Origin of the sequence: uncultured Capnocytophaga sp., assembly GCF_937936315.1 — a bacterium.
Classification (GTDB): domain Bacteria; phylum Bacteroidota; class Bacteroidia; order Flavobacteriales; family Flavobacteriaceae; genus Capnocytophaga.
In genome coordinates this window covers 13,909-33,377 of the sequence record NZ_CALGWU010000031.1, presented here as the reverse complement: position 1 = coordinate 33,377, position 19,469 = coordinate 13,909, and the positions used below count along the sequence as shown (strand labels likewise).

Genomic DNA, 19,469 nt, shown 5'->3' with positions numbered 1-19,469 from the left:
GTGGAAGATAAAAAGTCTATTGAAGAACGCCCTGAGGTTGTAAGTCAGAAAACAGTTCTTGGGAGCGAGGTCTTAGTGAACACACTAATGGTCTTGTGCGGCAATACATACCAAAAAATACTGATTTTAAGGATATTACAGATAAAGAAATTAAAGAATATCAATATAAAATTAATAATAGACCAAGAAAAGTATTAGATTTTGAAAAACCTAAAGATTTATTCTATCAGAAAGTAATCTGAAAAATTGCACTTGATGGTGGAATGGACGTTGGATTAAAAAAATAAAAAAAACTTGTTAGTTCAAAAAAAAATAGTACTTTTGCCCCCGATTTGGAGTAACCTCTGGCGAGAGTCGTGAATGTTGCCCAATGATAACATAATTATTTTATATTTTTTATGGAACCATTATTAAAGTACGTACAAGACAACTTTATTGAGAAAAAAGAATTCCCAGAATTTTCAGCAGGTGATACTATCACTGTGTATTATGAAATCAAAGAGGGAGACAAAAAACGTACTCAGTTTTTTAAAGGTGTTGTAATACAACGCAAAGGTCACGGTGTAACAGCTACATTTACCATTCGCAAAATGTCTGGTACAGTAGGGGTAGAACGTATCTTCCCTATCAATATGCCTGCCCTTCAAAAAATTGAAGTAAACAAAAAAGGTAAAGTTAGACGTGCTCGCATCTATTACTTTAGAGGACTTACAGGTAAAAAAGCCCGTATTAAAGAAGTTCGCTAAAAGAAAATTGATGAACAACATAAAAGCAAAGAGTAAAGTATGCCTTTCTCTTTGCTTTTTTTCATTTACTAATGAATAAATATCTAATCCCTAACACTTAAACATTTGTACGCAATACTCGACATAGAAACTACGGGAGGTAAATACGATGAAGAAGGTATTACCGAAATTGCTATTTATCAATTTGATGGACATACTATTACCGATCAGTTTATCTCTCTTATCAATCCCGAACGCCCTATACAAGACTATGTTACTAAACTTACAGGCATCAACAACAAGATGTTGCGCAATGCACCAAAGTTTTATGAGATAGCCAAACGCATAGTGGAAATTACAGAGGGGTGTATCATCGTTGGGCACAATGCTACCTTTGATTATCGCATTTTACAAACTGAATTTCGCCGTTTAGGGTATGAGTACATCAAAACCACACTCTGTACAGTAGAACTTTCACAACAACTCATTCCTGATAAAGAATCGTATAGCTTAGGAAAATTAGTGCATTCTTTAGGTATCCCGATGAGTGAACGCCATCGTGCTTCGGGCGATGCTATGGCTACCCTCAATCTTTTTAAATATTTACTTGAAAAAGACACTAAAAAGAGTATTATAACTGCTTCAGTGAAGAATGATGTGCGTTTAGAAATGGCTTCACGACACCTAAAAATACTCGATGCACTCCCTGAAACCTTAGGCGTATTCTATATCCACAACAAAGAAGGTAAAATTATCTATGTAGGAAAACATAAAAACATCAAAGGACGGGTGAACCAATTGCTCACCTCTCCCTCTAAACGCGATAGATATTTGCAACGCCATACTTATAAGGTAACTTATGAAGAAATGGGAAATGAACTCATTGCAACCCTTAAAGAATTAGAACTTATACAACTTAACAATCCTAAATGCAACAACCGGAGTATTGATAAATTAAAGAATATCAACTATATACTTACTTCTCATTACAACAAAAGAGGATACCTCTGTTTTTCTATAGAATTGTTGCAATCGCAAAACAATTTTATCACTACTTTTGAAACACTAAAAGAAGGATTGTTTTTTTTGAAACGTATAGAAAAAGAATTTCTGCTTAATGAAGTAGATTTCAATAACGAATCTCCTGAAATATATAATAAACGAGTTAAAGAAATTTTTGCTAAATACGGGCTCCAAAATGAAGATATAGCAATTGTAGATAAAGGCAGAGTAGTAGGTGAAAAAAGTATGATTTTAGTAATAGATGGCAATATCAAAGGGTATGGATTTTTAAATCTGAACTACCAACTCACACAACGTTCTATTTTAGAAACCCTTATCACTCCTTTAGCCAATTCTTTACTCAACCGACACCTTTTACACGCTTATCTTCGCAAGAACTCCAAGGTGAAGGTACTCAAACTAAGCGAACAAAAACCTTATCATAATGAATAAACATTTTTTTATTACACTCTTAGGAACTGCTGTTTTGGCAAGTTGTAATTCAACGAACAATAAAAGTGCTACAGCATTAAAGGAATCGGCTGAAAAGATTTCAAAACTTACTGATTCTATCAAAAAGATTGACGAACAACGCCTTGAAGCATTGAATTTCAGTCTTGAAACTAATGAATTAGCACAACAATATTTTGAAGATTTAAAAATTGACAATCCTTCACAAATTGTTATGAATGCGCTAATGGAAATGAATGTAAAGGATCATAACCCTTATATCAAATCAGAGTCTAACGGCAAATTCTTATTTAATAAAATAAGAATACTCAATGAAAAATGGGTGATTTGTGAATTTACTGATGGTGAATTGTGGGGCGACCTGCTTTTGGAATACCACATTGATGGCAACCAAAATGTTACCTTTAAAGCCCTAGATGAGGTCATCCACCCTAAATAAATCGGAAGCTATACCATCTGAAAGAAACTTACCCTTGCGCGTTACTTTCAGGTGGTTTTCTTCTATTGTTAAAAGCTCATCGGCAAGGTACTTCTGTGCTTGCTGTAATAAATATTGACAGTAATCATCCCCAAATACTATTCTCACTTCTTCTAAATCAATTCCTACCATCGTGCGTATACGTGTGATGATGAGTTCGTTATATTGGTTGTTGAGGGTAAGTTCTTCTTTTTCCTGAGGTAATATTCCCTGCTGTATCTGTTGTATATACTTAATGTTGTGAGCAATATTCCAACTGCGTTCTTTTCCATTAAAACTATGAGCTGAAGGACCTATTCCCATATAAGGTTTGCCAAACCAATACGCTGTGTTATTCTTACTAAAATACCCTTCTTTACCAAAATTTGAAAACTCATATTGTATAAACCCTTCTTTTTCAAGAGTGTCTATCAGTATTTGAAAGTGTGTATAGGCTTGCTCATCGTTTATAGGTGATATTTTTCCCGTAGCTATAAACTTGTGCAAAGCTGTTTTTTCTTCAACTGTAAGAGCATAGGCTGAGATATGTGGAATATTAAAAGACAGCGCCTTATTGATATTTTCCTGCCAACGTTCCTTACTCATTCGAGGAATGCCATAAATTAAATCAATAGTGATGTTATCAAAATATTGTGGAGTTATCTGCAATAAAGTTTCTACTTGAGCTACACTATGTACTCTGTTCATCAATTGTAAGTCCTCTTCAAAAAACGATTGTACACCCAAACTTAACCTATTGATACCTAAAGAGTGCAATTGTTCTAACATTTGTTGGGGAGAGGAGCCTCTAAAAAAGTCATCAGGATTAGCTTCCAAGGTAATTTCGGCTGAGGGACTTACCTTGTAATATGTGAAGATTGTATGAAAAAGTTGTTGTAATTCGTCATACGAAAGGATACTGGGTGTCCCTCCTCCTAAGTAGACTGTTTGTAATTCACTATTTATAGCTTCATTCTTGCGCAAAATGAGTTCCTTACAAAGGGCATTCACCATTTCTCCTTTTCTTTTTAGAGTAGTTGAAAAATGGAAATCACAATAATGACATGCACGCCTACAAAAAGGAATATGAATGTATAAGCTATACAAAGTGAAGTGTTTTTTTAACCTATACGGTCTTGGTTTTGTTTTACAAAAGCATCCCAACCACTATAGCTTTGCTGTTTTTGTGCCTTACCACCATTAAAAAAGTGACAAACAGCTACAGCTAATCCATCGGTTGCATCGAAGTGTTTGGGAAGTTCTTTTATGTTTAGAAGTTGTTGAAGCATTTTGGCTACTTGTTCCTTAGAAGCACTACCATTGCCCGTAATAGCCATTTTTACCTTTTTAGGTTCGTATTCAGTAATAGGAATTTGGCGCGATAAACCTGCGGCCATTGCTACCCCTTGTGCTCGTCCTAATTTCAACATTGATTGTACATTTTTACCAAAGAAAGGTGCTTCAATAGCTAATTCATCGGGTTTGTAAGTGTCAATTAGTTCTAAAGTACGATTGAAAATCACACTTAGTTTTAAGTAGTGATTGCTGTATTTACTGAGTTGAAGTTCATTCAGTTGTAAGAGTTTCATAGTATCTCTTTCCACCTGAATAAGTCCAAAGCCCATAATAGTAGTACCAGGGTCGATACCTAAAATAATACGTTCCAAAAGCTACTACAGATTATTTAACGTTAATTTTAATAGGGAGTTCAAATTGAGTGCTCACATTTTGTCCGTTTTTAGTAGCAGGGGCAATGGCATCATTATCAGACAACATTGATAGATTAGCGCGCAAAGAATCTTCAAAACTTTCATTTTCGGTACTGAGTAGTTCTTTAGTTTTCTCATCAGCTTTGATATCTATGAGCACTATTTTTCCGATATTATCTACTTTTATGTTGAGAATAACACTATCTTTAATAGGTTCAGACACTTCGTAAGGGTCTTTTCGCAAGCGTTCTTCAAAGAGAGCTGCAAAAGTTTTCTCAAAGCATTCTTTTTGAGTAGGTTTAGTAGTAGCGGTATCGCATACCCCTTTAAAAATAGGGTAAGTATCTACGTCTTCTTTTATTACTTCATCAAATTTAATCTTAGCAAGAGAGTCTAATTTTTTTTGTAACTCAGCTTCTTTCTGTTCAGGAGTGAGTTGAGAACCATTCTTTTTGCAAGAAGCAAAGGCTAAGAATAAAGCTAAAAAACAAAAGTAAAATTTCATAATTGAATGTGTATTAAATGTTTTTAGGGCTCAAAAGTATTACAAAAAAATGATTTATAAAAATAAATTGTTTATTTTTTGAGGTTTTAAAGTGTAATTTACAGAGTAGTTAAATTTACAAACTACTGATAATAAGATAAATATAATTATTTTCAGCTTATTTTATAACGTTGTTTTCTTTGTTGTAAATAGTCCTTACGATACCATCGGCGAGACCAATACGAGGTACGTGAACAATCTCAGCTCCCGACCATTTCATTGCATTAGTGAATACAGTGAGAGCATAGAGGATTACGTCGGCGCGATCGGGATTGAATCCTAAGAGCCTAATGCGTTCTTCATAAGAAAAACCAGAAACATAGTTGTGATAATCGGTGAGATACTGATAGCTAAGAGGTTCACCTTCTTTACTATTAGAGTTCTTATGAATTTTATTGATATTTCCGCCAGAACCTATGGCTTCTATATGTTCGCAATCTTTAGTGTGTTTTTTTATCCATTTTTCAACATCTTCCCATGTTTTGTCGCTCACCTTGTTATCTAATAAACGCACTGTACCAATAGGGAATGAACGCGATTTTTTTACTTTTCCTTTAGAAAAAACAGTGAACTCAGTACTACCTCCTCCCACATCTATATACAGATAATCTTTATCTTTTTGTATCAAACTTGAAATATCGGTAGAAGCAATGATGCTCGCCTCTTCAGCGCCATCTATAATTTCAATGCGTACGCCAGTGCGTTTATAAACTTCATCGGCTACTTGTTGTCCATTAGTAGATTCACGCATTGCCGAAGTAGCGCAAGCACGATAGTTTTCTACTTGATTTATTTTCATCAGCAAGCTAAAGGCTTGCATAGCATCAGCTAATCTATCAGTATTTTCAGGAGAGATAAGTCCATCTAAAAACACATCAGCTCCCAAACGGATAGGCACACGAACTAAGCTTGCTTTGGTGAATTTTGGAGCTTCATTAGGTTCTTCTAAAACGTTAGAGATGAGCAATCTCACCCCATTAGACCCTATGTCTATAGCTCCTAACTTTTTGATATTCATATTGTAATTATTTATCTTTATCAGCTTCTAAAGTACGTACTTTCAGAGGGTTTTTAGTTAGCTCGGCATATTCTTCCCGATTTCTGAATACATCTAAGGCAGTGTAAATAGCGTGGCGGAATGACTCAGGTTCGGCAATACCCTTACCTGCTATCTCGTAAGCAGTACCGTGATCGGGGGAAGTGCGTACTTTGCTAAGTCCAGCTGTGTAGTTCACACCACTGCCAAAAGCAATGGTTTTGAAAGCTATAAGCCCTTGGTCGTGATAAGGGGCAAGTATAGCATCGTAGTTGCGATAAGTTTGAGAACCAAAGAAACTATCGGCAGCAAAAGGACCAAATACTAATATATTTTCATCGAAATACAGTTTTTTTAAGGCAGGACGTAGTACTTCATCATCTTCATTGCCAATAACTCCTTTGTCTCCACAATGAGGATTGATACCTAATACAGCTATTTTAGGGCGTTGCAAGCGGAAATCTTTGATGAGAGATTCATTCATCAAACGAGCTTTCTCCATAATGAGTGATTCGGTAATGAGAGAGGATACGTTTTTTAGAGGCACGTGATCTGTAAGTAATCCTACCTTTAAGTCTTCACTTACCATAAACATTAGGCTGGTACCATTGAGTTCTTTAGCTAAGTAATCAGTGTGACCAGGGAAGTGAAAATTATCCGATTGGATGTTGTTTTTATTGATAGGAGCAGTTACTAATACATCAATTTCATTATTTTTAAGAGCTTCTACAGCAGCTTGTAACGATAGGAAAGCATATTTTCCACCTTCTTCAGTTTCCTGACCAAAGGTAACTGTAGGAGTTTCTTTCCAGCAGTTGAGTACATTTAGTTTACCTTCAATGGCGGCATCTACACTATCAATACCTTGAAAATTAGCCATTGTATTGAAATGTTTCTTTTGGAAAGAAACTAATTTATTAGAAGCAAAAATAATAGGGGTACACAATTCCAATATTTGGTGGTCTTCAAAGGTTTTGAGGATAATCTCAAGTCCTATTCCATTCATATCACCAATGGAAATACCTACTTTTATCAGTTTATCTTTCATAAAAATTGAGATGTTTTTAGAGTATTATTCTTCTTTTTGATTGTAGAATACGGTTATTTTAGGTAGGCGTTTTTCTACTTCTTCATATTGTTGGGTAGTAAAATTACGGTTGTTTATATACAAAACCCCTTTCCATTGTACTTTTTCTACAGATTTTATAAATTGTTTAAAATCAAGCGGGTTGTTATTGATATTTACATAAGTTAAATGAGAATTTTCAGCTAATGCTTGAGGTAATTTGGTAAGATTGTTCGCATTGAAATATACGTTTTCCAAGTGTTGCAAACGCCCTATAGAGGCAGGAACTTCAGTAAGTGCAGCATTGCGCAAAGATAGTTCTTCGAGCAAAGGCAATTTGTCGAAATTATCAGGAAGAGTTTTGATTTTATTTTTAGTGTCAAACTGACTAATGATGAGTGATTTTAGTTTAGACAAGGCAAATACTTGTTCAGGGAAAACAATTAATTCAGCTCCCTCAAACTTTAAATTTTCTAATTGTTGTAAGTTGATGAAAGAATTAGGAATTTCAGTAATAGGATTGTAGATGTCTATAGTTTGTAGAGCAGAAAAATGACCAATATTTTCGGGTAGTTTAGTGAGGTTATTGAGGCGTAATACTAATGTTTTTAGTGATTTATTTTCGGCATTCAATTCAGGAAAAGTAGGGATGCCCACTTCTTTTATTTCTAAATATTCTAATTGTTTTGCCTCGGTGAGTAGTTTTTTTAGCAAATTTTCATCTAATTGTACTTGGTCGTTACTATAAATCTTTACCTCTTTGAAATTAGCAAAGTTAGCTTTTGTCAATTCATCAACTGAGTTGATATTAAGTTCGTTACCATCGAAAGTGGCAATGTTTACTCGTATAGATTGCGCTTGAATAAACATAGGAATTGCGATGATAAAGGAGCATAAAAGTTGTTTTATTTTTTTCATTGTTCTACTTTTTATCTGTAAATAATTATTACTTTTGTACTTTCAGAGTGCAAAGATATAAAAAATATGAGAGTAACACAAACTTATTCTTTTCATAGCAATGGTAAATTGCTTATCACAGGTGAATACGCAGTGCTTGATGGGGCACTTGCTTTTGCTCTTCCTACCCGAAAAGGACAAACATTAGAAGTGACTGAAAATAATGAGCAAGGACGCTGGCAAGCCTTTGATAGCAATGGTAATTTGTGGTTTGATAGTGCTGTGCTTACAACAGATGATGACCAGAAAGTGGCTCAAACTCTACAAAAAATACTCACTACAGCTGCAGAACTCAATCCTGATTTTAAAGACAAATGGATACATTCACAAGTGCAGACGCATTTAGAATTTCCTCGTTTGTGGGGGTTAGGAACTTCGTCAACACTTATCAATAATATAGCCCAGTGGGCAGAGGTAAACCCGTATGAACTTCTTTTTAAGAGTTTTGGAGGAAGTGGTTATGACATTGCTTGTGCTAAAAGTAAAATGCCTTTGTTATACCGTCTTCAAGAAGGCAAACCTCATAGCTACCCCTTGCGCTTTCTTTTTCCCTATACAGACCATATTTACTTTGTTTATCTCAACCAAAAACAAAATAGTAAAGAAGGGATTGCTAAATATCGTTCAATAAGTAAAAGCAAACGTAAACTCGCTGAGAGGATTACACATCTTACTGAGCAACTAGTTTTAGCCTATACTATAGCCGATTTCTCTGCCATACTCAATGAACACGAAGCACTTGTTAGTGAGTATCTTGGTATCCCTACAGTTAAAGAACGTTTTTTCCCTGATTACAATGGTACAGTAAAGAGTTTAGGAGCTTGGGGAGGAGATTTTGTATTAGCTATTTCGGAAAAAGAAGATACCCCAAGTTATTTTTCCTCCAAGGGATTTGACATTTGTATTCCTTACAATGAAATGATATGAGAAAGGTAAATGCACTAGTTTAAACTATAGAGTGCAATATAAGAGAGATGAGGCTACACGAAAAGTTCTATTTATGTGGGCGCTTGCAAAACGCCCCTACACAACATACTCTAAAAGTAATTGATTATCAAAATAATCAACTTTGGCAAAGAGTAGGGATGTAAATACGATTTTGAGACTTTTCGGATAGGTTCCATTGGGTTCAATTTTTATTGTTTATCCATCTGAATGGTACGAATAGGGAAAGGTATATTTATATTATGAGCATCAAAACACTTCTTGATAGCCATTATAGCTTCTGATTTATACAAAAAAGACTCAGAAAGTTTCTTGGAAGGAATAGTAAAATAGACAATAAAATTGATAGAACTATCGGCGAACTCAGTATAATAAAAAGAAATGGTAGTATCAAGCTCTTTTTGTTTCATCATTTGCCGAATAGTAGTTTCAGTAAGCATTTTCACCTGCTCCAAATCCGATTCATAACCTACGCCACAAGTAACTAATACATTGGCAGTATCACTTTCAGAATAATTTTTCATAGGATTATCGACTATAAGCTTATTAGGTATCGACACATAGTTTCCGTCAGCCATTTTAAGCTTGATAGTACGCAAATTTATATCTTCAATAGTACCTGTATAGCCCATAGTTTCAATTTGATGCCCTATGCGAATGCTCTTGCTAAAAGATAAGGTAATACCTGAAAAAGTATTACTAAGCGTACCTTGTAAAGCCAAACCGATAGCTAAACCTGCTACTCCTGCCCCTGCCAAAATGGTTTTAAACATATTTTCGAGGTCTAAAATATTTAGCGAAAACATAAAGAAGGTAATAACTACCAACACAGAAATAATATTGCCAAGCATTATGCGTGAAGAAGGTTTTACACCACGCTTTTCTAAGATACGAATGACTATTTTTTTGATAAGTCTAGAAAGATAAAAACCTAAAATAAAAACTAATAAGGCTATAACAATATTAGGTGTTTTATTGATGAAGAGTTGAACCCATAGATGTATTTTTTTAGTAAATACTTCTATAATATTAATGTAATCATTTACTATTCCGTTTTCCATTTTCTCTAATAGATTTATTTTATCAGGTGGTAAAAGTACAAAATATGTTGTTTTTTGTTATTTAACGTGAGTTCGATGTAAGGAAAATATGGTTAATTTTTATTATATAAACGAGGCTGTCTGAAAAGATTAGACAGCCTCATTTTTAGGAGTTTTATTCGTTTACTAACGCGAATAATTAGGAGCTTCTTTGGTGATGGTAATATTATGGGGGTGGCTTTCGGTAATTCCGCTTGCGGTGATGCGCACAAAGCGACTCACGGCTTGCAACGTTTCGATATCCTTGGCTCCACAGTATCCCATACCTGCGCGCAAGCCTCCGATGAACTGATGCATACTTTCTTGTAATTCACCTTTGTATGCTACGCGTCCTACAATGCCTTCAGGAACAAGTTTTTTAATATCATCTTCAACATCTTGAAAATAGCGGTCTTTACTACCTTGGTTCATTGCTTCTACCGATCCCATACCACGATAAGACTTGTATTTTCTACCTTCAAAAATTATAGTTTCTCCTGGAGATTCCTTTGTACCAGCAAGCAGAGAGCCAAGCATTACACTATTAGCACCTGCTGCTATAGCTTTTACTATATCGCCAGTATAGCGAATACCTCCATCTGCAATCACTGGAATTCCTTTGCCTTTAAGAGCATTTGCCACGTTCATTACCGCTGATAATTGAGGATAACCAACGCCTGCCACCACTCTAGTAGTGCATATAGAGCCTGGACCTATACCTACCTTCACTGCATCAGCACCATTTTCAGCTAAATAAAGTGCAGCCTCGGCAGTGGCAATATTTCCTACAACTACATCTAAGTCGGCGAACTTGCTTTTTACGGCTTTAAGAGCGCTCACTACGCCTTTTGTATGTCCGTGAGCTGTATCGATAACTACGGCATCAACTCCTGCTTGTACAAGGGCTTGGGCACGGTCTACTACATCGGCAGTAACGCCTAAGGCTGCTGCGACACGCAATCGTCCTAAGCTATCTTTGTTAGAAATAGATTTTTCTTGCAAGTTGGCAATGTCTCGGAAGGTTATAAGTCCTACTAATTTATAATTTTTATCTACTACTGGTAGTTTTTCTACCTTACTGCGTTGTAAAATACCCTCAGCTTCTTTCATAGAAGTACCTTCGTTGGCAATTACAAGATTTTTAGAGGTCATTACTTCGGTTATAGGGCGATTGTTATCGTGTTCAAAGCGTAAATCACGGTTAGTTACAATGCCTTTTAATATTCCATTGTCATCAACAATAGGAATACCTCCAATACTATTTTCTTTCATACAGCGTTTTGCATCACTCACTTTGCTGTTTAATGGAAGTGTAACGGGGTCGATAATCATACCGCTTTCGGCACGTTTGACTTTGCGTATTTGTTTAGCTTGCTCCTCAATAGTCATATTTTTGTGGAGCACTCCTATACCTCCTTCACGTGCCATAGCTATAGCCATAGCAGCTTCAGTTACAGTATCCATTGCTGCAGAGATAATGGGTACATTTAGAGTGATATTACGAGTAAAATGTGAGGTAATTGATACTTCTCGAGGTAATACCTCAGAGTAATTGGGGATAAGAAGGACATCGTCATAGGTAAGCCCCTCATTAATAATTTTATCTTGGAAATTCATTTTAAAAAAGAGAATTTAGTTGCGTGCAAATGTACTTCTTTTTTTATATATGAAGCAAATTTTTTACTGAGTATTTTTCTTTTATTGATTACTTTTAGTAAGAAAACACCTATCAGTTTTGATAAACTTTCAACTGATAAGTGTTTTTTTATTATAGTGAAGAAAATTTTCTAAAAAGTATAGGTTACTCCAAAATGAACCCCTATAGATGAATAAGGAGCATCAGGAGCTCCCTTTCCTTCCCAACTATAAGTGTCTTCCAATAAAGGTGATATTTGAGTAACCAATTGTTTCAATGCTGCTGTTTGAGGAGAAGCAGGAGCATTTTGTAGAGTTGCCATATAAGTTTTAAACTCTTGAAGGCTAATTGCAGAAGTAGTGCCTGCTATAGTACGAGTTGCTGAGAAATCTTTTAGTTTAGATTCCTTGCGTGGTACATTGATGTTGAGGTACTCACCTTCTATAAAAAAAGCTACTTTATCAGCCACTTTAAAACGATAACCTATTCCTCCTATAAAACCAAAAGGTATTTTTCCGTGGAAATTATTGTTGAAATCAGCTTTCATATCTACAGTTGCTCCAGCAGGAGCCATTGGATTAAATAGTTTTAATGGAAGATTAGCAACATTAAGTTCTGTTTCTATTTCAGTTTTACCACCTATTTTTGTAACTCCTCCAGCACGTACATATAAATTATCAGTAATGTTGAATACTAATGAAAGAGAAGCGCCATAAGCACGACCGTGTCCTTTCATATTCAAAACTTGGTTTTTGTTGGTTGTCATATCCTCTCCGTGGAGATATCCCAAAGCTAATTCAGCTCCCCAATGTTTGTGGAAGAAATAACCTCCGCGCAATTGTGCTTGATAACCTTCGCCATAGCTTCCTTTTAAATCAGTAATGGCAGTAGGATTGGAAGCATCTCTACCTAATGTCTTTTCGTGAGCTTTAAATCCATACCCACCACTCACAGAAATGTATGCTTGTGAGTACATAGCTGTTGCTCCCCAAACGAAAGCAATGGCACATAATAGTGTTTTTCTCATTTGTTAATTATATAATATCATTTATTTTTTCAGTAGGGCGACCTATTACAGCTTTATCACCTACCACAACGATAGGGCGTTCGATAAGCTGAGGATATTGTACCATTGCTTCTATGATTTGTTCATCAGTAAGTGTTTTTCCTTTAAAATGTTCTTTCCAGACATTTTCTTTAGTACGAACTAATTCAATAGGAGATAGTTGTAATTTAGTGAGTAACTCTTTAATTTGTTCTTTAGAAATACCTTCTTTAAGGTAATCTACAACTTGATATGCTTTATTAGATTCTTTTAAAAGCTCCAAACCACAACGCGATTTGGAGCATTTAGGATTGTGATATATTTGTATCATAAACAATTTATTAATTTGTGAATTTGCTAGTTAGCAAATTACTACTTCTACACCTCTTTTTTCAAGTTCTTCTACAAATTCAGGGTCTACGTTACTATCGGTGATGAGCATATCTATTTTTTCGACGTAACAAATGAATCCAAAACCGCGTTTATGTATTTTTGAGGAGTCAGCAAGGACAATAGTTTTATCTACACGTTCCATCATTTTTTTGTTGAGATGAGCTTCTCCTACATTGGTAGAACTCAAGCCATAATCAAGATCTATACCTTCTATTCCTAAGAATAAAGTAGTACAAGAGAAGTTGCTAAGAGTTTCTTCGGCGAGTACGCCTATAGTAGAGGTAGAATTTTTGCGTACCTCACCTCCTAGGTGGATAGTGTTTACGTTAGGGTTTTTGCATACTTCTAAGGCAACCCTTAATGAAGGGGTTAATACAGTAAGATTACGGAAGCCATAAAGTTTTTGAGCTAATAAATTAACTGTAGTTCCTGATGAAAGTATAATAAACTCATTTTCTTTGATAAAGTCTAACGCTTTAGTAATAATACGCGTTTTTTCTTCTACATTTTGAGTTTCTTTCTCAGTTACTGTTTGGTCAAATACATAGCGCATTTGCTTACTAGCACCTCCGTGAGTACGGTGTAGGTAACCTTCTTGTTCTAAGAGCGTTAAGTCTTTACGTATAGTAACTACTGAAACTTTAAGTTTTTCACTCAGTTCATTTACGCTGATGTACTTTTTGGTTTCTAAGCTCTCCAAAATCTTAGACTGTCGTTCATTAAGTACTTTCATATTTTATAATTTTATTAATATTCGTATTGAAAATAGTTAGTTCAAAAAAGTCCTATATTAACAATTTGACGGCAAAGTTAAACATTATACTAAAAAAAACAAAAGTTTTAGAAATAAAAAAATGCTATTGCAGTTAAATACAATAGCAATAATATTTTACAATACAGATAATTAAGGTTTTAACATTAAGCTAAAAGCATTTTTAAAATCTTGTAACAGAGGATTTTCTTCTAATAATCGCTCATATTTATCCTCAGGAGTAACCGCTATTTTCTTAGCAATCTCTTCATTTACATTTATCTGAATATTTATATCATAATTACGTAATGATCTATGTAGATAATCCAATAAATGGTGTTCCATATTCAGTATTTCAATTTTTGCAGTATTACTAGACACTTCCAAATCAATGGTAGTTCCATCTAGTTTTAAATTGGCTATCTTTAGAATAGAGGCTTGTATACGTTCTCCTTTTGTAAGTAGTTCTTCTATATAATTATCCCAATAGTTTTGAAAAGCCTCTTGAGTAAATAGTTCTTTAGGTAAAGAATTAGGGTCTATTATAATTTCTTTGCTATTCTTTTGATGTTCTATTTTTACATGTACACTCTTAATAGAAAACCCTGAAACTACATTACTACGCTGTTCCTTACTGATTTGCGGAATATTAGGTATAGAAGCTGAAGATACTACTACTTTAGGTTGTTGCAGATAAGATATGTTTATGATCTCATTGGAGGAATGTTCTTGACTATTAAAATCATAAGACGGAATTATGAAGCGTCCATCATTTTTTTTTTATCTCCTTGGTAAGTTATAGAGGCGAGTTGCATTAAAGCTATTTCTACCAATAGTCGCTGGTTCTTGCTGGTGCGATATTTCAGGTCGCAATCGTTTGCAATAGCGATGGCATCCATTAAGAAAGGAACAGTAGCACGAGTGCTTTGTTCGGTATATTTTTTTTGAGTCTCCTCCCCTACTTCCATTAGAGTTATGGTAGTAGGATTTTTACATACCATTAAATCACGGAAATGGCTTGCTAAACCAGCTATAAAGTGATTACCATCAAAACCTTGTGCTATCGTATCGTTGAATGCTACTAACAACTCTGGAAGTTTATTATCTAAAATAAGGTCAGTTACTTTAAAATAAACTTCGTAGTCGAGTACATTTAGTATTTCGGAAGTAGCTTGTCGGGTAATTTTCTCTCCTGAAAAGCTCACTACACGGTCAAAGATAGAAAGGGCATCACGCATAGCTCCATCGGCTTTTTGTGCGATGATTTGTAAGGCTTCGTCCTCTGCATCAATTTCTTGTTGTTGAGCTATATATTTTAGATATTCTCGAATATCATTAATAGTAATGCGCTTGAAATCAAATATCTGGCAACGTGATAAAATAGTAGGAATGATTTTGTGTTTTTCGGTAGTTGCTAGGATGAAGATAGCGTGCTTAGGAGGCTCTTCTAAAGTTTTGAGAAAAGCATTGAAAGCAGAGGGTGATAACATATGCACCTCATCAATAATATATACTTTGTATTTGCCTACTTGAGGGGGTATGCGCACTTGTTCAATAAGTTTGCGTATATCATCTACACTATTATTAGAAGCAGCATCTAGTTCAAAAATATTAAAGGCAAAGTCATTTTCATCTTCTACACCAGCAGTTTGTTCATTTATCTTTTTGGCTAAGATACGAGCACAAGTAGTTTTCCCTACACCACGCGGTCCTGTGAAAAGAAGTGCCTGCGCCAAGTGATTGTTTTCAATGGCGTTGAGGAGGGTATTGGTGATAGCTTGTTGCCCTACTACATCACGAAAGGATTGTGGGCGATATTTACGTGCTGATACTACGAAGTGGTTCATCTCTACTGTTTGTTAGTTTGGTAAGTGCCAAAAATGTAATTTGAATTTACTATTTTGTTCTGGTCTTGATTTAAGAGGACTAAGTTATCAATTGTTATTTGGTGGTCATAGCGCAACAAAGTGCCTGTATTTTCGTTGTAAATAGGTCGAGTATTAATGGTTACAGTACCTCCAGTAGCTTCGCTTTCAAAAGTAACTTGAGGAGAAGCAGGAGCAATGATATTACAAAAATAATTGCTTGTTACCACATCGTTAAACGTACGATAATAGAGTTTAAAATTACTAGGAATAGTTCCTGTAACTGTTTTCTCTTTGTTCTCTAAAACTCTTGTAGGAAGGATTAGAATAAGAGCTTGTTTTTGACTGTATTTAAACAGAAAGTTTACTGCTGTATCATTTGCCTTGCAAGAAAGTACATCTGAGTTTTCAAACGAAATGTTTTCTACCTCTAAATCACCATCGTTGCAAGCTATTGCAAAAAGCCCTATTATAAAAGCAAATAAAAGTATTTTTCTATTCATTGAGTTTCAATATTTGGGCAAAGATATAAAAAAATAATATACTAAAGGTTATTATTTAAGAAAAAGGTGCTAAGACCACTTCTAATCCATTGATTTCAGGAGTAATAGGTATTTGACATCCCAGCCTACTATTGGGTTGTACGTGAAAAGCCTCGAAAAGCATTGCCTGTTCTTCTTCACCCATTTCAGGAAGCACTACCTCGTTTTCATTCTGTATGTAACACTGACAAGAAGCACACATAGCCATTCCTCCACAGATTCCTATCTCACCATCTTGGGCGATTTCGTAGGCACGCATTACTTCCATTAGGTTCATATTCATATCGGTAGGGGCTTCTATTTCGTATAGAAGCCCCTCGCGATCGGTTATTTTTAGATGTATCTCGTTCATTTATTTAGCAAAGTATTCTATCTTGCGAATACGGGCACAAATTGGTTTATCATTTTCAAACATCAATATCTGTGTCCAATTTCCCATTTTATCAAAAGTATAACGATACTTGTAGTTAAGTTCTTTTGTAATATAGGAAGTGAGCAGATTGTGTTCATCATATACTTTGGTAGAGGCTACTTCTGTACGGGTTTTTATAACTTGTGTTTCTCCTGATTTGTTAAACATATAGTTAGTTTCTACATAAAAATTGGGATCGTCAGTGGCTGTGCAGATTGATTGAGAAAGACGTCCTGCTTTATTGTATTTATATGTACAGATAGTTTCTTGACTTGAGGCGTTTAGAAATTTAGCCTTAGAAAGCAAACCTTCTTTGTTATATTCATTTTCAGTTTTCAAATACACATTTTTGTTTAGTACTTTATCCTCTGTTTCAGATACTTTATTGATTTGATTGTACTTATAAGATTTTTCACGAGTATACTCTGGACGTATTTTCTTTTCTAATACAAGATTTTTTTCTTCATACAATTGTATATCCTTCTCTAAAGCAGAGTTGCTCGCCACTTTGTTTCTCTCAATACAATTGCCTAAATCATCATATTTGTAGGTAATAGTAATGAGCCATTCATTGGTATTGCCGTCGATTTCATCTATTTTTACTAATCGGTTTTTCTCGTTGTAAAAGTATTGTCGGTTTACTAAAAGTTCACCATCTCCTAAGGAAAAAGATGATTGACTTTTGTTTATTCTACCTTTCTTATCGTAGTAAAATCGCATTCCTCCGAAAGGTTGATTCTCGGCATTGTAAGTGATTACTTCGAGATTGCGACCTGTATTGTCGAAAATATAAGCAATATTGGTTTTAGAGGATTTAGTTTCATCTTTTTCTATATTCCAATCTTCGGCATAAGGAAAAACGCTATAAGTTTTTCCATCGAAAGTTTTAGTACCTTTAGGGTCGGGGTCGAGAAAAAAAGAATAATCTTCTACTTTTTTAATTTTGCCTTTCAATAGTAATGTTTTGCTGCTAATTGTATCAATTTGGGCATTTAGCGAAGCAGAAAATGCTAAAAAAGTGCTTGCTAATAGTACATTTATACTCTTCATTTTATTTAGTTATTAGTATTTGCTATAAGATATATTCACTGTTTAAATTGCTTTTACCACAGCTTTTTCGGCTTCTTTTCTACTGCCATCAAAGCCGTCAATTCCTACTACAGTAGTGTACTTTAATACATATTTTTTATTAGGATAAATTCGGTTGTATATACTTTGGCACATTAGGGTTGCTTCGTGAAAACCACAGAGGATGAGTTTAAGTTTTCCTGGGTAGGTATTCACATCACCTATGGCATATACACCTTCTATACAAGTTTGGTAGTCTAAGGCATTGTTTACCTTCACAGCGTTTTTTTCGATCTCTACCCCCCAAGTAGCAATAGGTCCTAATTTAGGAGTAAGACCAAAGAGTGGAATAAAAGCATCGGCTATAAGAGTTTCTTTATTACCTCCTTCTTGCTCTAATACTAATGATTCTAAATGTCTATTTCCTTCTAATCCGACTACTTCATAAGGAGTTTTTAAATTGATTTTACCAGCCTCTTTTAAGGCTTTTACTTTCTCAACTGAATCTAAAGCTCCTCGAAATTCATTGCGACGGTGTACTAGAGTAACTGAAGCAGTAGGTACTTTTTCAGCCAGATAGATACTCCAATCTAAAGCAGAGTCACCTCCTCCTGCTATCACTATATGTTTACCTGCATAATTTTCGGGGTGTTTTACAAAATAAGCTACTCCTTTGTCTTCATACTCTTCGAGTTTAGGCAGTTCGGGCTTACGAGGTTCAAAAGTGCCCAAACCTCCTGCTATAGCTACTGCTTTTCCTTTTATTTGGGTGCCTTTATCTGTGGTTACAACAAAGGTATTGTCGGGGTTTTTGGTGAGTGTCATTGCAGTTTCTCCAAGGGTAAATTCAGGTTGAAACTGCTTAATTTGCTCCATTAGGTTATCTACTAATTCAGAAGCTCCTACAGTAGGATATCCTGGTATATCAAAAATAGGTTTTTTAGGATATAATTCTGTAAGCTGTCCGCCTACTTGTGGGAGTGTATCTATCAAGTGGCATTTTAAACGAAGGAGTCCTGCCTCAAATACTGCAAAAAGCCCCGTAGGTCCTGCTCCTATAATAATGATATCTGTTTCTTTCATTTATTGCTATTTTGGGGGCAAAGGTACAAAATAATTAACAATTAGCAAGTAACAATAAAACAATTAAATTATGGTTTCAAAATTTTAAAATCATCTCTACTCTCGATAGGTGTGTTTTGGTATTCTAATGTCCAACCTACGGCACGAGTAGCAAAGATAAGGTTAGAAAGCTCAGTGAGCAATCTATTTTGGGCGTTACTCTTTAAAGTAGATGTATCTACCTTGCGTTGTAATTCTGCTTTCACTTTTTTCTGTATTTTTTCTACATCAGCAGGGGTAAATGGATTTACCTGACTCTGACTTACATCGTAATACTTCATCGTAGGATATATCTTCACCTCAGCTTCTGGTAACGATTTAATGATAACTTTTTTTTGTTCTTCGTTTACTTCATAGTCGATTTTGTGCAAATCATAAGCTACTGTTACATCGGCATTTACTACTGTGAGGATTTTCTTATCAAACGATAGCAAATCCATAAAGTACTTTTGAGTATCAGTATACGAGAGTACTTCAGCAAAATGACCTTCAGTAACTACCAATTTGCTCACATTTGCGATTTGTGTTTGTATTAGGGCTGTATCAGCCTCTAATCGTTCTTGACTTTCTTTCTTATCGCTAAAATATTTTATAAGTAGCAATACAGCGATCGCTACGACTACTCCTAATAAAAATTTCTTCAT

Annotated in this window: 22 protein-coding genes and 1 pseudogene; 5 read left to right on the top strand and 18 right to left on the bottom strand. The window is 35.0% G+C overall.

The window, feature by feature from the left end; translation table 11 throughout:
* The 4 genes and pseudogenes from Q0162_RS05705 to Q0162_RS05690 all read left to right on the top strand — a co-directional run.
* Window positions 1–198, top strand: a pseudogene (locus tag Q0162_RS05705) (hypothetical protein); the annotation flags it as partial.
* A 200-nt stretch (window positions 199–398) separates the two neighbouring features.
* Window positions 399–746: a 50S ribosomal protein L19 gene (gene rplS / locus Q0162_RS05700; protein WP_002678925.1), complete on the top strand. Its 348-nt coding sequence runs from the start codon at window positions 399–401 to the stop codon at window positions 744–746.
* Between the two features lie 105 nt (window positions 747–851).
* Entirely contained in the window at window positions 852–2,180 is a 1,329-nt protein-coding gene (locus tag Q0162_RS05695) for an exonuclease domain-containing protein (protein ID WP_297890251.1), read from the top strand.
* The gene (locus Q0162_RS05690) at window positions 2,173–2,637 is read left to right on the top strand and encodes a hypothetical protein (protein WP_297890250.1); all 465 of its coding nucleotides are present in this window, start codon (window positions 2,173–2,175) and stop codon (window positions 2,635–2,637) included. Before Q0162_RS05695 ends, Q0162_RS05690 begins: the two co-directional genes overlap by 8 nt.
* On the opposite strand, the gene hemW is transcribed toward Q0162_RS05690, so the two are convergent.
* The 6 genes from hemW to Q0162_RS05660 form a co-directional block, all read right to left on the bottom strand.
* Window positions 2,611–3,762, bottom strand: a complete 1,152-nt coding sequence (gene hemW / locus Q0162_RS05685; RefSeq protein ID WP_297890249.1) for a radical SAM family heme chaperone HemW — start codon at window positions 3,760–3,762, stop codon at window positions 2,611–2,613. The genes Q0162_RS05690 and hemW overlap by 27 nt on opposite strands.
* Window positions 3,763–3,776: 14 nt before the next feature.
* Window positions 3,777–4,322, bottom strand: a complete 546-nt coding sequence (gene ruvC / locus Q0162_RS05680) for a crossover junction endodeoxyribonuclease RuvC (RefSeq protein WP_002678957.1) — start codon at window positions 4,320–4,322, stop codon at window positions 3,777–3,779.
* Window positions 4,323–4,335: 13 nt separating this feature from the next.
* Window positions 4,336–4,869, bottom strand: a complete 534-nt coding sequence (locus tag Q0162_RS05675) for a hypothetical protein (RefSeq protein ID WP_009751083.1) — start codon at window positions 4,867–4,869, stop codon at window positions 4,336–4,338.
* Between the two features lie 157 nt (window positions 4,870–5,026).
* Window positions 5,027–5,926 (bottom strand): Ppx/GppA phosphatase family protein, encoded by a 900-nt coding sequence (locus Q0162_RS05670; RefSeq protein ID WP_009751082.1) that lies wholly within the window; start codon window positions 5,924–5,926, stop codon window positions 5,027–5,029.
* Between the two features lie 7 nt (window positions 5,927–5,933).
* On the bottom strand, window positions 5,934–6,992 hold the full coding sequence (pdxA, locus tag Q0162_RS05665) for a 4-hydroxythreonine-4-phosphate dehydrogenase PdxA (RefSeq protein WP_095897629.1): 1,059 nt from the start codon (window positions 6,990–6,992) through the stop codon (window positions 5,934–5,936).
* 24 nt (window positions 6,993–7,016) lie between these two features.
* A complete protein-coding gene (locus Q0162_RS05660; protein ID WP_297890244.1) occupies window positions 7,017–7,928 on the bottom strand; it encodes a leucine-rich repeat domain-containing protein in 912 nt (303 codons plus the stop codon).
* 66 nt (window positions 7,929–7,994) lie between these two features.
* Between Q0162_RS05660 and Q0162_RS05655 the strand changes: the two genes are divergently transcribed.
* Window positions 7,995–8,894, top strand: coding sequence for a GYDIA family GHMP kinase (locus Q0162_RS05655; RefSeq protein ID WP_297890242.1), 900 nt, complete (start codon window positions 7,995–7,997; stop codon window positions 8,892–8,894).
* 209 nt (window positions 8,895–9,103) lie between these two features.
* On the opposite strand, the gene Q0162_RS05650 is transcribed toward Q0162_RS05655, so the two are convergent.
* The 12 genes from Q0162_RS05650 to Q0162_RS05595 all read right to left on the bottom strand — a co-directional run bounded on the left by Q0162_RS05650 (window position 9,104) and on the right by Q0162_RS05595 (window position 19,469).
* On the bottom strand, window positions 9,104–9,973 hold the full coding sequence (locus tag Q0162_RS05650; RefSeq protein WP_297890240.1) for a mechanosensitive ion channel family protein: 870 nt from the start codon (window positions 9,971–9,973) through the stop codon (window positions 9,104–9,106).
* Window positions 9,974–10,138: 165 nt separating this feature from the next.
* A complete protein-coding gene (guaB, locus tag Q0162_RS05645) occupies window positions 10,139–11,608 on the bottom strand; it encodes an IMP dehydrogenase (RefSeq protein ID WP_297890238.1) in 1,470 nt (489 codons plus the stop codon).
* A gap of 170 nt (window positions 11,609–11,778) precedes the next feature.
* Entirely contained in the window at window positions 11,779–12,654 is an 876-nt protein-coding gene (locus tag Q0162_RS05640) for an outer membrane beta-barrel protein (protein ID WP_297890235.1), read from the bottom strand.
* Between the two features lie 7 nt (window positions 12,655–12,661).
* Window positions 12,662–13,003 carry an arsenate reductase (glutaredoxin) gene (arsC, locus tag Q0162_RS05635; RefSeq protein WP_002678984.1) on the bottom strand — a complete coding sequence of 114 codons (342 nt, stop codon included), beginning with the start codon at window positions 13,001–13,003 and terminating at the stop codon, window positions 12,662–12,664.
* 30 nt (window positions 13,004–13,033) lie between these two features.
* The gene (locus tag Q0162_RS05630) at window positions 13,034–13,798 is read right to left on the bottom strand and encodes a DeoR/GlpR family DNA-binding transcription regulator (protein ID WP_002679202.1); all 765 of its coding nucleotides are present in this window, start codon (window positions 13,796–13,798) and stop codon (window positions 13,034–13,036) included.
* A 171-nt stretch (window positions 13,799–13,969) separates the two neighbouring features.
* Window positions 13,970–14,161: a hypothetical protein gene (locus Q0162_RS05625; RefSeq protein WP_235607180.1), complete on the bottom strand. Its 192-nt coding sequence runs from the start codon at window positions 14,159–14,161 to the stop codon at window positions 13,970–13,972.
* Window positions 14,162–14,571: 410 nt separating this feature from the next.
* The gene (gene dnaX, locus Q0162_RS05620; protein ID WP_297890231.1) at window positions 14,572–15,663 is read right to left on the bottom strand and encodes a DNA polymerase III subunit gamma/tau; all 1,092 of its coding nucleotides are present in this window, start codon (window positions 15,661–15,663) and stop codon (window positions 14,572–14,574) included.
* 2 nt (window positions 15,664–15,665) lie between these two features.
* Window positions 15,666–16,184, bottom strand: a complete 519-nt coding sequence (locus Q0162_RS05615) for a hypothetical protein (protein ID WP_297890229.1) — start codon at window positions 16,182–16,184, stop codon at window positions 15,666–15,668.
* A 55-nt stretch (window positions 16,185–16,239) separates the two neighbouring features.
* Window positions 16,240–16,575 carry a 2Fe-2S iron-sulfur cluster-binding protein gene (locus Q0162_RS05610; RefSeq protein WP_297890228.1) on the bottom strand — a complete coding sequence of 112 codons (336 nt, stop codon included), beginning with the start codon at window positions 16,573–16,575 and terminating at the stop codon, window positions 16,240–16,242.
* A complete protein-coding gene (locus Q0162_RS05605) occupies window positions 16,576–17,685 on the bottom strand; it encodes a sugar-binding protein (protein ID WP_297890227.1) in 1,110 nt (369 codons plus the stop codon). It abuts the gene before it with no gap.
* Window positions 17,686–17,727: 42 nt separating this feature from the next.
* A complete protein-coding gene (locus tag Q0162_RS05600) occupies window positions 17,728–18,786 on the bottom strand; it encodes an NAD(P)/FAD-dependent oxidoreductase (RefSeq protein WP_297890226.1) in 1,059 nt (352 codons plus the stop codon).
* A 68-nt stretch (window positions 18,787–18,854) separates the two neighbouring features.
* The gene (locus tag Q0162_RS05595; RefSeq protein WP_297890225.1) at window positions 18,855–19,469 is read right to left on the bottom strand and encodes a DUF4230 domain-containing protein; all 615 of its coding nucleotides are present in this window, start codon (window positions 19,467–19,469) and stop codon (window positions 18,855–18,857) included.